11 protein-coding genes are annotated in these 13,557 nt (G+C 37.5%); 8 read left to right on the forward strand and 3 right to left on the reverse strand.

The genetic code is table 11. From position 1 onward, the window contains the following. Positions 1–2 precede the first annotated feature (2 nt). Positions 3–1,040 (forward strand): sensor histidine kinase, encoded by a 1,038-nt coding sequence (locus tag OCV54_RS06205; RefSeq protein WP_055223116.1) that lies wholly within the window; start codon positions 3–5, stop codon positions 1,038–1,040. A gap of 37 nt (positions 1,041–1,077) precedes the next feature. Further along, positions 1,078–2,178 carry a flagellin lysine-N-methylase gene (gene fliB / locus OCV54_RS06210; protein WP_055223118.1) on the forward strand — a complete coding sequence of 367 codons (1,101 nt, stop codon included), beginning with the start codon at positions 1,078–1,080 and terminating at the stop codon, positions 2,176–2,178. Between the two features lie 63 nt (positions 2,179–2,241). Here fliB and OCV54_RS06215 read toward each other — a convergent pair whose 3' ends face one another. Beyond that, complete coding sequence (locus OCV54_RS06215) at positions 2,242–2,904, reverse strand: L-2-amino-thiazoline-4-carboxylic acid hydrolase (protein ID WP_055223120.1); 663 nt, start codon at positions 2,902–2,904, stop codon at positions 2,242–2,244. A 399-nt stretch (positions 2,905–3,303) separates the two neighbouring features. Between OCV54_RS06215 and OCV54_RS06220 the strand changes: the two genes are divergently transcribed. Next, positions 3,304–4,389: a glycosyltransferase family 2 protein gene (locus OCV54_RS06220; protein ID WP_055223122.1), complete on the forward strand. Its 1,086-nt coding sequence runs from the start codon at positions 3,304–3,306 to the stop codon at positions 4,387–4,389. 11 nt (positions 4,390–4,400) lie between these two features. Here the strand turns inward: OCV54_RS06220 and OCV54_RS06225 are convergent, their stop codons facing one another. Next, positions 4,401–7,493: an ATP-binding cassette domain-containing protein gene (locus OCV54_RS06225; protein WP_055223123.1), complete on the reverse strand. Its 3,093-nt coding sequence runs from the start codon at positions 7,491–7,493 to the stop codon at positions 4,401–4,403. Positions 7,494–7,643: 150 nt separating this feature from the next. Further along, on the reverse strand, positions 7,644–8,564 hold the full coding sequence (locus OCV54_RS06230; RefSeq protein ID WP_055223125.1) for a tyrosine-type recombinase/integrase: 921 nt from the start codon (positions 8,562–8,564) through the stop codon (positions 7,644–7,646). Between the two features lie 161 nt (positions 8,565–8,725). On the opposite strand from OCV54_RS06230, the gene dinD reads away from it, so the two are divergent. From dinD to pdxR, 5 genes are all read left to right on the forward strand, one after another. After that, positions 8,726–9,544, forward strand: coding sequence for a DNA damage-inducible protein D (gene dinD / locus OCV54_RS06235; protein WP_055223127.1), 819 nt, complete (start codon positions 8,726–8,728; stop codon positions 9,542–9,544). Positions 9,545–9,692: 148 nt separating this feature from the next. Next, complete coding sequence (locus OCV54_RS06240; RefSeq protein WP_055223129.1) at positions 9,693–10,484, forward strand: metallophosphoesterase; 792 nt, start codon at positions 9,693–9,695, stop codon at positions 10,482–10,484. Positions 10,485–10,721: 237 nt separating this feature from the next. After that, positions 10,722–11,156, forward strand: coding sequence for an Hsp20/alpha crystallin family protein (locus tag OCV54_RS06245; RefSeq protein WP_022215836.1), 435 nt, complete (start codon positions 10,722–10,724; stop codon positions 11,154–11,156). A 161-nt stretch (positions 11,157–11,317) separates the two neighbouring features. Then, positions 11,318–11,971 carry an HAD family hydrolase gene (locus OCV54_RS06250; protein WP_022058003.1) on the forward strand — a complete coding sequence of 218 codons (654 nt, stop codon included), beginning with the start codon at positions 11,318–11,320 and terminating at the stop codon, positions 11,969–11,971. A gap of 3 nt (positions 11,972–11,974) precedes the next feature. Beyond that, positions 11,975–13,534, forward strand: a complete 1,560-nt coding sequence (gene pdxR / locus OCV54_RS06255; RefSeq protein ID WP_055223131.1) for a MocR-like pyridoxine biosynthesis transcription factor PdxR — start codon at positions 11,975–11,977, stop codon at positions 13,532–13,534. The last annotated feature ends 23 nt before the right edge of the window (positions 13,535–13,557 follow it).

Here is a 13,557-nt window from a genome sequence, read left to right on the forward strand (position 1 = left end):
ATATGGATAAATATATTGAAAACTGTGGTAAATATACGAAGAGAGTGAGGATGCTGTATGTATGCTCACTTCTTTTGTTTGTGTTTTTAGCAGTATTTGAGTATGTATGTTCAGGGAAAATACTTGCGGCCATAGGTGCACTGGCGTGTGGTGTAGTTATGTTTTTTGTCATAAAGTTGCTGCAGAAGGCAGATGATGACTTTATTTCGGAGGTCGTGGCAGCTATGTCGGATCTTCTGGACAATCTCTCTGACCTGAAACGGCAGCAGGTATTTCCGGAAAATGATGACTCGCTGGTATCAAGGCTGCAGAGCAAGGTTGACAAGATAATCGATGCGCTGAAGCTTCAGAATTCCAGAGAGAGGCTGGAGCATGAGAATATTAAGGGGCTAGTATCGGATCTTTCCCATCAACTGAAGACACCAATATCGAACCTGAGGATGTACACGGATTTTCTGAAAAATCCGGATATAAGTGATGATGAGCGTACTAGGTACTTGCAAGTCCTTGAACTGGCGGTGGAGCGCTTGTCATTTCTCTCGGAGAGTATGATAAAGGTATCCAGACTGGAAAGCGGACTTATCAATCTCGATGTGAAAAGCCAGAGTATAAATGACACTGTGCTGCAGGCAGTGAAAGATGTATATGTGAGTGCGAAAAACGCCGATATAACTATCAGATATGATGAACAGGTGAAATGTGATATACAGCATGACAGAAGATGGACTGCGGAAGCGTGTTTCAATCTTTTGGATAATGCGATAAAATACGGAAAAACTGGAAGTGAGATAGTCCTGTCGGTCAGAAAACTAGGGCTCACGGTTGAGGTCAGTGTGACAGATGAGAATGAACCAATAGGAGAGGATGAGCGTACACATATATTTGAGAGGTTTTACCGTGGCAGAAATTCCGGTGACAAGGATGGTGTTGGAATAGGACTTTATCTGTCAAGGGAGATCATAGAAAAACAGGGCGGAATGTTAAGCGTTATTCCCCAAAAGGACGGTAACAAGTTCGTGATCGTGCTGCAGAGCCGATGAATGGAATAATGGCATGATTATATATAAAGGAGTACATATGATTTACACATACCCGGATTATTATAAGAAATTCAGCTGCATAGCGGACAAATGCCCGGACACATGCTGCGGCAAATGGCAGATAGTGATAGATGATGATTCGTTGGAAAAATATGAGGATTATAATGGTGAGTACAGGGATGAGCTGCGCCGCAAGGTAAATTGGAAAGAAGGCGTTTTCAGACACGGCAGAAGTGGAAAGTGTGCATTTTTGCGGGATGATATGCTATGTGACATGTATATACATATGGGAAAGAACAGCCTCTGCACTACATGCAGAGAGTATCCTAGACACACAGAGGAATTTGAGAATGTGAGGGAGATATCACTTTCTCTTTCATGTCCGGAGGTGGCACGGATACTGATGAACATCACGGACAAGGTCACATTTGCGACTGAGGAAGATGACGAGGACGAGGTGTTCGATGACTTTGATTATTTCCTGTATTCCAATCTGGAAGACATACGGGAGGAGATACTGAATGTCATTCAGGACAGAAGCGTGGACATCCGGAGCAGAATAGAGCGGGTGATTCAGATCGGTGCGTCGGCTCAGAGACACTATGATGAGGGCGACCTTGTCATGTGGAATGAGTGTGAGGAGCGGGATAAGCCGGAGATCCATGGAGAGCATGAGGAGCATATCCTTCTTCAGAAGCAGGCCATGTTCCTTATAGAAGAGCTTGAGCTTCTATACGATGACTGGGAGGATGTGCTCATTGAGTCGCAGGAGCTTTTGTTTGGACAGGGTGAGGAAGCTTTTGCCGGCAACAGGAAGAGGTTTGATGCATGGTGGAGAAATCACGGTGGGTGTGCCCCTCATATGACATTGGACATATTCCTTGAACAGATCATAGTCTACTTCATATCGATCTACCTTCTCGGCGCAGTGTATGACGACAATATATCCGGCAAGGTGAACGCATGCGTCGGACATGCGGTTGAACTCTATATGCTACTCATGGCGAGATGGCTCAGAAATGGTGAGACTCTGTCGGTGGATGATCTCATAGAGCTCTCTTACAGATATTCCAGGGAGATAGAGCATTCGGACGAGAATCTTGAACAGGTTGAGGTTCTAGATTGGTTTGGTCTGTAAATAAAAAAGCAAGCATCGTTATATCAGAAACAGGTGCTTGCTTTTTGTCATGTGTGGGAATAGTTATATTTTCTCAAGATCCTTATACTGCTCCAGTGCAGGACTTTCGTCGCCGACATACCAGTAGTCGCAGCAATCACCGCCAAGAGCCTCGGTCTGTGTACGGATCAGGCGGGCGTGCATGACCTCCGCAAGGTAGTGGTCAGTTCTGCACAGATAAGGGAGCAGATCTGCATAGCCGTGCTCCTTCGCATGCTTGGCTATAGGGCAGCCGATCAGATGGAAGCAGAACCCTTCAGTCCTGCCATCTGGGTTGATCTCAACTTTCCAGCTATCCATCCATTCTCCTTTAGCCTGGTGTTCCTGTTGCATTTTGTTGAACTTCACATAGGTTTTTTCAAATACTTTGTATGGCCAGTTGCTCTTGTTGCCATTGACAATTTTTCCAAGGAATTTCATCTTCTCAGTAGATTCCCGTTTGATCGTGAGAAGAACCTCGCCGTCAAGCCTGTGATCGCTTGCCTCATAAAATGATATGATGGTGAACCAGTCATACATATTGGCCGCCATCATATTTTTGCCGAGATCCGGCATGTCCCTGCGCATAAATTCCCTGTAATATTCATCAGCCTTTTTGAATATATCATCCGCCTCGGACGGAAGATTTTCTTTGCAGTATTTTTCATAGAGCTTTGCATAGCTCGATACTGAATATGCCCATTTCATCTCATTTATCTCCCATAACCTGATGCCAGCCTAGAATCTGCAGTGGTGTGGCTGACAAATTTAATTTAACTATTGGGTTAGAATATACTAACTGGATAAATTTTATCATATAAAGTTCAGGATAACAAACAATAATGTATTGAAAATTTTTGTTAAGTTGGGGAAAATATATATCTATAGAAAAACAATATAAAAACATTTGCATATAGTGAAAACAAATAATATAGTGATGACATTTAATGGCAAATATGATATAGTTTGTTATTATATTATTAAGTAGTCGTGGATATTGAGATAAAGACAAAAAATGATGGATAATCAAGTATTATCAATATATTCTTGTATATTTCCCTTTATCTTCATTATGAAAATAAATTTTATTTAAAGGAGAAAATTTATATGAAAACGGATGTTAGTTTTATTATTTCAATAGATTCTTCTTTTGAAATGTTAAATAATTTTTTTGAACACTTATTACAAGATGAATTTGCTCTAAATTCAGAAATAATAGTTATTTTAGATGCTATTACAAACTGCAATATTATTACCTATATAAAAAATTTGAGTAAACAAACCCCTAATATAAAGGTATATATTTCTGACAAAAAATTGGGATATGGAAAAGCAAATAATTATGCAGTTAAACAAGCTCAAAACAATATCTTATACTTTATTAATACTGATGTTTTTGCTGAAAAGGAATGTTTTAGTAAAATGCTTGATGCATTAATGCTTGAAAATGTTGCTTGCGTACAACCTTTATTAATTTGGCCTCAAAATAACAGAATACAGTGTGCAGGAAGTACTTTTGGTCCTTTTTACAAGAAGCATCTTTTTGCAGGTCGCTTGTTAAATACTATAGATCTTTCTAATTACCCTCAAGAAAGGCAAGCATTAACATCAGCTTTATATGCTATGAGAAAAGCGGATTTTTATAATTACGGAATGTTTGACGAATTTTATTACAACAAATTAGAGTCCTTTGAATTATCATTAAAGTTGAGTCTGGGTGGAAAACGTTGCTTATGTGTACATGATGCAATTGCGTTTCATTCACAGGGAACTGGTAGAAATCAATATTTTTTTGATTTCTACCAGCAAGAAGCCTATTTCTGGGTAAAAATGGGTAAGGATTTCAAACCCGATATATATAAACATTATAAAAGACAAATTACAAGCAAAATGCTCAATAATACATACTATGTAGTATCAATATGCCAAATTCGAACTGTGAAGAATATTATTGAGCAGTTAGGAATTACCTATTTAGATATATATGAAATAAATGGAATATCCCCTAACAAAATAAATTTATATGAATTGTTACCATATTCATTACATCAACTTGATATACCATTGCTTTTTTTTGTGGAAAATATATTGGATTTAGGAAAAAATAAGCACTGGTTTGAAACAAGGAACCATAACTCTTCTGATCTAGTTATAGATACATATGGAAATTTGGTAAATGTATTAAAGATTTAACGGTGACACATTTACCAAATACGTGTATCTAAAATGAAGTTATCAGAGTCAAATAAAGGATTTTCACAAGCTAATATTATCTTTCCTTTTCTTTTAATTTCTGCATTATGAAATTGTATTTTCTTATAGTCCTCGCCCAATTCAGAAAATAATTGCAAGCATTTTTCTGAATATTTATTTGCTTGAATTATGTCATTATAAAAATAATATATTGCAGCTAAAACATGATATGCTATAGCCTGGTGGCGTTTTCCACTTGCTATAGCTGTGTTTTTCATAAGCATTTTATTCATTAAATTCAAAAGTTCAGTCTGTGTATATTTTTGTGATAGTAACATTATGACTATGATTTTTAAACAGTTTCTTGTATATGAATGTATATACTTTTGTTCTTTCATTTTATCACCAATATTTTGTAGCATAATTATTGAATAGTCTTTTTCCAATAGAGCTTTGGTAAAAGCTATCTCACTTAATGAATCTAATAAACGACGTGGCTCATTACTTTTTTCAAAAATGTCTTTTGCCATATTCAATAAACCAAATGCTCTATACATATCTATATTGTAAATGGATTTAGCATAATCCATATGTGCAAATCCTTCATATTCTATTAAACCAAGTTCATTTGATTTTAAAAGTGCCATTTTGTAGTCATCCTCTGTTCCTCTTCCTTGCATAAAATTACAGAACATTCTACGATTATAATAATTTAGATAACCATATTTATATGATTTAGTATTATTCTGTATATTATTGAAATTCCATAATTCAAACATTCGTTTCAATTCTTTATCTGCGTTATTTACATTTAGCATCCATATATTATTATTTATTTTTTCTGAAATTGTTTCTAGTAAAATATCATTAGGTATAGATGATGTAGATAATTGATATATCTCTATGATTTTATCAAAAATATTATTTGCAGATTCGTAGGATGTTGTGTATTTGTAACAATTACCTAATATAAACATATTTTTAATATCTGAGTAATCATAATCACGTAAATTCTTATGATTTTCCTTTTGTATTGTCTTTGCAATTTTTTCTGCCTCATAGTAATTTGCATTTCCATGTAGTTCATCCCTGAATTTTGCACAAATAGCACGATACTTCCAGAAATATTTTCCACCTAATGATACCAATTGATAATAACATTCACTATCGGTAAGATGTCCTTTGTTTTGACAAAAGAGAATAAATTCTCCAATTTTTTCTTTGTAAATATTTTTCTTCTCAAATTTAAATTCTTCCAGAAGAGTATCATGAAATGGGTATAATTTACCTGAAATTTCTTTTATTACATTTTTTTGGCATAATATAAAAATATCCTCATATATTTTTTCACCAAAAAAATCAACAAGAGCCTTAATATCAACACCACTTTCAAGTGTATAAACGAAATCAAAAATTATATTAGAATAATAATTCACAAATAAATCGTGTCTTATAAAGTTACTTTGAACTGATATTAAATCATCCATAATTTGAGATATTTTTAATGAGGTCTCAATAATATCCTGACAATTAATCTGTATAATTTTTTCTTTTAATCTACATAACAAATCATATAAATATAAAGCTGAAACATCCACATTTGTACTCTTAATTAATGAGACGACAGCTGGATAATTACCAATATTACTTTTAATAGAATATTCTACATCACTTATAGATGGCTGTTGAACTTCTTTATAATAACACGCATTTAACTTTAAAAAATCATTTAATTTCTCATTTTTAGATAATATCGGACGTGAAAAAAGAAAAAATCTTTTGCGCATGCGTTGTCCATACACCCATGCCATTATAGATTGGAATAATTCAAGGACACTTTTGGATGCCTTTTGAATATCATCTATATAAATATTTTGTTGAAGGAAATTTGCTTCTTTAGTTTCTGTTAAATTTCTATTACAGTAATCAACAATTTTATTGTAGGTTATTGGGGAACTTATCCCATTATTTATTTCATTTAGTACTTCTTTGATAGTCAAATCTAAATTTAAATATTGCAAGTCTTCTATCTTAAGTTCCCATATATTCCCAAATTGGCAGAAAATAAATAATTTGTAGCACAATAAAAAATCTTTTTCCTCGTTTCCAGAAAAATTTAAAAGAATTGAAGAAAATGGCTGTGTTACATTGTTACGAATTTGGTTTAATAAATATGTTTTTCCACTACCTGCATTACCAACAATCAAAAAGAATAAATTATTCGATGTATTTGAATTAATAAATAAATTTATATCATTTAATATTGCCATTTGAGATGAGATGAATAGTTGTGGAGTATATAGGTCTAATGTTTTTATATCTTTTATTATATAGTTTTTTACTTCTGAACAGATCTTTATTTTTATTACATATTCAGGTTTAGATATGATGACTTTAACTGGTAAAAACAATGAATTATCACCTTTTTTTACATTCCAATCAGATAGTTCTTTATATATATTCATATAACATGACGTAGATTCAAAAGCATCATCAAGTACAATACCAACATTTTGGTCTTTAGAAGATTTAAACCTAACATATATAAGATATTCATTTCGCAATTTTATAGTAGATAGTTTTAAAAATCTGTTATCTCCACAATCATATTTATCTAAGAAACATACAGTTTCTATTTTGTCTTCAATGTAATATTTCTGGGCACAATTTGTATGAAAATATTTATCTTCGATTGTAGGGTTATCTGATAACCAACTTTCTATTTCTTCCCCATTTATATAATAGATTTTTAGGTTATCTCTATTACTAGCAAAGATGTCCGCACGTCTTTTATAATCATCGCTAATATATGCATTAGTGATAAACGCAATTACAACTACATGCCCATCCAACAAACTAGAAACTAACGTTGAATCTAAATGACTCTTTGGTATACTTTTATTAGTGTTTACGGAGTATTTTGCCTCATACCAATATTTTATAGTTGTATTAAAAGGTAAATAGGAAATTACACTTTCTCCGTCTTTATTACCGTCATTTGTCATTTTTGTTTTTTCCCATCTTAAATTTGGATAATTACTTACCATATATTCAAATGCCAAATTTTCAAATTCTTTATTATTTATATTTTCCCATGTTATCATATTTGCACCTCTAATTTAGTAAAGGAATTATAAAAAATGATCGATAATACTTGATTATCCGTATAAATACCACCTCCGCCGAGGTTGATTAAAGGCGCAAAATGAAAACAAAGCATATCCCCCGAAGGATAATATGCTTTGCTCCCATAACTAAATATTAAAATTATTTCTCGGATGTTTAGTTGCCAAAATACTTCGTTGTTTAGCAAGCGCAACGTGAGTATAAATCTCGGTGATGTTGATAGAGCTGTGCCCCAGCATTTCCTGAATATAGCGGATATCTACATCAGCTTCCAGCAGACTTGTTGCAAAAGTATGTCTGAACATATGGGGGGTAATGTGCTGAGTAATTGCTGCAATGGAAGTATATTTATTTATCATTCTGCGGACAGTCTGATCTGTCAGGGGACGGCCACATTGGTTAGCAAAAAAGTGGTTGCAATTGGCTATCTCCGAATAAAAATCATCTTTGTATTTGCTCAGTATACTTATAACTGAAGTATTTCCTATCTGGATTCGCCGTTCCTTATTGCCCTTGCCATATATAAGGATGCTTCCATCGTACAGGTTGATATCGTTGACTTTCAGCGCACAGAGTTCAGAAATTCGCATGCCGGTTGCAAATAAAAGTTCAATAACGGCTGCGTCTCTCAGAGAATTCCTTCTTTGATAGATAGTTTTGGCACAATTAAGCTGTTCATAAATGGTGGACAAAATTGTTTCAACGGTGTGAAGTGGAATGGTCTTGGGTAATATTACGGGCTCTCGAAATTTGAGCTGCAGTTTATTGAACGGATTTCTATCCAGGATTTCCTTGTATTCAAGATAGTGAAAAAATGCTTTTGCAGATGCAATTTTACGTTTTACGGTCTTGGGCTTGTATTTATTATGAAGTTCACCGATGTAATTCTCCAATATACTGGTGGAAACGTCGGTGATGTCAGATGAGCAAAGATAGTCTGAGAATTGCTTTAGATCGATCTTATACGCTTTCAGAGTTTTTTCATCAAGGCATTTCTGTTTACCACAGTATTCCAAATAGTTTTTTATCAATGTTTGCATGTTGTCCATAGTTGATCTCCTTTGTATGTATTTGTCAGAATTATATGGTACAGGAAAAACGTAGGAAAGTAATTGAGACTGCTAAATATGGCGTAAATAATAAAAAATACGGGAATCAAGTAGTGCTTAAGGTGTAACTATGATAAAATTATTATGGTAATTGTGAAGATATCAAACATGTTTGTGAAGATGGAAGTGAATATTGGAGTGCGAGAGAACTTGGTCCGGCACTTGATTATGTACAGTGGAGAAATTTTGAAAAGGTAATAAAAAGAGCGATGATTGCATGTGAGAATAGTGGACATAGGGTTTCTGACGATTTTGCTGAGGTCAGCAAAATCGTTGAAGCAGGAATTACGTCGAAACCAACAAGAGATTACGAATTATCCCGATATGCATGTTATTTGGTAGTACAGAATGGAGATCCACGTAAGGAAGTCATAGCTTTAGGTCAGACATATTTTGCAATACAGACATACAGACAGGAAGTCGCTGATCATTTTAATGAGTTGGATGAGGATAATAGAAGACTGGTGGTTCGGGGCGATATCAAGCAGTGGAATCAGATGTTGGCAGAGACTGCTTATAATGCTGGAGTAATAACAAATGAAGAATTTGCTTTTTTCCAAAATGCAGGTTATATGGGTCTGTATGGAGGACTTGATGTAGACGATATCCATTCAAGAAAACAGTTAGAAGTTGGGCAAAAAATACTTGACTATATGGGAAGTACGGAGTTGATCGCAAACTTGTTTCGTATATCTCAGACAGAAGAAAAGTTGAGGAAAGACAAAATACAAGGCGCTGATAAGGCAACATCAGTTCATTATAATGTTGGAAAAGAAGTGCGCACTGCCATAGAAAAGATTGGTGGCACGATGCCTGAAGATCTTCCAACGCCAGAAAAAAGTATTCAACAGATCGAGAAAGAACAAATGGAACGATTAAAGTTGAAGGCGAAGAAAGGAAAGCTAATGCTTGATGAATGAGCGCTGGACTATTTGGCGATATTGGAAAGCACAAGCATTATATGTCCTGACCAGACATTTACCCAGAATTTACTTTCAGATGGTGTTGACATTTACAGAAATAAGTCTGGTATATGTTTGATATGAAGTATGATATTGGAGGATAGATATGGGCAGTTATGTAATATCGGACATCCACGGATGCTATGACGAGCTGATCCGGATGCTTGAGAAGATAAATTTAGAAGACAGTGACACTCTGATATGTGCCGGGGATTATGTGGATAAGGGACCAAAGAACGCTGAGGTGCTGGAATGGATAATGAATGTTCCGCCAAATGTCATTCTGCTACGGGGAAATCACGATGAGGATTTTGCACAGAATATAGAGGCGATGAGGATCATCAGCTACAAAATGGATCTTGACAGGGATAGCCTGCAGGACATGAAAACTTTGTACCAGTCGATGAAAAAGCTTGCGAAAAAAGATGCCAGCGTAAAGTTTGACCGCTGTGAGACGGTATATGAGCTGATAGAATCCGGATATACTTTCTCGCGGTTATGTGCATGGGCGGACCGGATAAAGAACATGCCGTATCTGTATGAAACGAAAGTGTCTGGCAGAAAATGCATAGTAGTTCATGCCGGATACATCAGGAGACTTGATACGCCGGAACTTAAGACCAGGTACAGCTCAAGGGAAGAGTTCTATATGAACGCCAGGGGTGATGGATTTACAGATGGCGGCATCATGCACGGCATGGTAGTGGCGGGGCATACTCCAACGATCAAAGAGGAGGAGTTTGCATATAATGATGGATGGGTATTTCGAAGGTATGACGAGGAGCGGGACTTTTTGTTCTATGACATTGACTGTGGATGCTGGATGAGATATACAGGGAAAAAGAACGCAAGACTTGCATGTTTCAGGCTCGAGGATGAAAAGACGTTTTATGTGTGAGGTTGTGAAGTCCTGAATTAGTGGACTTCACAAATTTTTCACAAAATTTATTAGCACTCGGTGTTGACGAGTGCTAACAGAAGTGGTATAACATAATCAGTCAAAGGAAAGAGCTTCTAAATAGAAATTAACGATAAGCCTTGAAGCGATCCTTTGAAAAGAAAACGAAATTATTAACATGTATATACCTGATGCGATAAAGGCAGAGGGGATAGATATTGGAAGGAGAGATGACTTATGTTAATGCCTAGTATTATTGGAGATAGCTTTTTAGATGATTTCTTTGGATATCCTGAGAGGACTTATACAGCACCAAAGCAGACGCAGATGAATGGATTTATGCAGGCTGATGTAGCCGAGAGCGAGGATGCCTACACAGTTGAGATGAATCTTCCAGGAGTTAAGAAAGAGAATGTGAAGATAGAGCTCAAGGATGGATATCTGATCGTGAACGCTTCTACAAAGAGTGAGACTACAGAGGAGGATAAGAAGACAAAGTACATCCGCAAGGAGCGTTACAGTGGCTCAGGCAGCAGAACCTTCTATGTTGGCAAGGATCTGACTCAGGAAGATATCAAGGCCAAGTTTGAAGACGGAGTGCTTAAGCTCACAGTTCCAAAGATTGAGAAGAAACCGGAAGAGCCAAAGTCAAAGTATATAACAATTGAATAACATACGATAGACAGATTACTTTCATTTGTATATAAAAGTCCGGCACAGGAACCTCCCTCCTGTGCCGGATTTTTTGTGGCATCATTGTTGATTGACAACCTTAACTCACAGATTATAATGGGAATAAGCATAATTACAAACAAGACAAGGAGATGTATGACATGAGATACAAGGCAGCGATATTTGATATGGATGGAACAATACTCAATACTCTGGAGGACCTGACAGACAGTACAAACTATGCACTTGCTCATCATGGATTCCCTGAGAGAACTATAGATGAGGTTAGAAGATTTGTTGGGAATGGCATACGAAAGCTCATTGAGAGAGCTGTGCCGGCGGGAACTGATGTGGCAACTATAGATAAGGTGTTTGATACATTTGCTTCTTATTATAAAGAGCATAGTGCCATCAAGACCAGACCATATGACGGAATACATGATGCCATCGCAAAGCTCAGGGCAGCAGGTGTGAAGACTGCGGTCGTGTCCAACAAGGCGGATTTCGCAGTCCAGGATCTGTGTGTTGACTATTTCCCGGGAATGTTTGATTTTGCACTTGGCGAGAAGTCTGGCATAGCAAAGAAACCGGCACCTGACATGGTGGAGGAGTGCCTCAGAACGCTTGGTCTTGAGAAGAAGGATGTTGTATATATAGGTGACTCTGATGTGGATCTTGCCACAGCAAGAAATTCTGGAACGGATGTCATCATGGTTGGCTGGGGTTTCAGGGATGAGGAGTTCATCATGAGCCTTGGAGCACCATTTGTCATTCATGAACCACAGAAGATAGTTGACATAATACTGGGAGAGTAGCGGATGCTGACTTATTCATTTGATGACAGGGGGATGGATTTCCTCTATGAACATTTGTACAAAGAGATAAAAAATGACATATTAATGGGAAATCTTAAAGCCCATGAGAAGCTGCCGTCAAAGAGGGCACTTGCAGCTCATCTGAATGTGAGCGTGGTCACTGTGGAGAATGCCTACAGCCAGCTTCTTGCGGAGGGGTATATTTATTCCAAGCCGAAGAGCGGGTTCTATGTGTGTGACGTGAAGGCCGAGGATGCGGATGTTGTGGGAGTGCGCAATGCCTACTATGCCAGTGAATATAAGGGTGGTACAGAAGGTTACGTAATGAAAGATAATGCAAGGCAGAACATGACCTCAGATGAATCGGACGTTGCATACTTGCGCGGAATACGATCGGAAGACCATGTGACAGAGCATTCTCATGTGATCAGGGAACACGCAGAATCCCCTGGCCAGAACAGGTTCTTTGCCGACTTTGTAAACAATTCCACCCTCAGTGAGAACTTCCCATTTTCGACATGGACGAAACTCATGAGGGAGACGATGATGGATGACCGGGAAAAGCTTATGAAGAGATCACCGTCTGGTGGTATATTTGAACTCAGAAAGGCCATTGCGGATTATCTCTATCAGTTCAGGGGGATGTCTGTAAGCCCGAACCAGATCATAGTCGGCGCGGGAACGGAATATCTGTATGGTCTTATCATACAGCTTCTCGGCAGGGACAGCGTATACGGTGTGGAGAATCCGGGATATCAGAAGATACAGCACATATACGATGCATATCAAGTGAAATGCTGTTATATAGACATGGATGAGAGCGGTGTCAACATAGATTCGCTAGAGCGGTCCGGGGCTGATGTGGTGCATATATCACCGTCACACCATTTCCCTACGGGAACTGTCACTCCGGCGAGCAGGAGATATGAACTGCTGGGCTGGGCGGCAAAGCAGGAGGGCAGATATATCATAGAGGATGAATATGACAGTGAATTCCGTCTGGTGGGCAATCCGATCCCAGCACTTCAGAGTATAGATGCCTCAGATAAGGTCATATACATGAATACATTTTCAAAAAGTTTGTCATCAACCATACGAATAAGCTACATGGTATTGCCAATACCGCTCATGGTAAGGTATAATCATGTACTAAGCTTTTATGCGTGTACGGTGTCGAATTTTGATCAGTATACACTCACAAGATTTATCCAGGAGGGGTATCTGGAAAAGCACATCAACAGGATGAGAAAGTTTTACAGGAACAGCAGGGACAGGATACTTGGTTGTATCAGGAATCATAGGCTGTATCCACAGGTAACGATAAAGGAAGAGAATGCAGGTCTTCATTTCCTTATGGAGATCGACACGTCATACACGGACAGAGAGATGGTGGACAGGGCTGCCGCGGCAGGAATCAACATATCCAGCCTTAGCCAGTACTGCCACGGAAAAGAGCAGGAGGACAGCCACACACTGGTTATCAATTATTCGGGCATAGAAGAAGACATAATAGAGGAAGCCTGTGACAGACTTCTTGAGAGTGTGGTGCGCTTGACGACATAGCATGCAGACGCCGCGCGGAGCGC

Source organism: Coprococcus aceti, assembly GCF_025567285.1.
In the GTDB taxonomy this organism is placed as follows: domain Bacteria; phylum Bacillota; class Clostridia; order Lachnospirales; family Lachnospiraceae; genus Coprococcus; species Coprococcus aceti.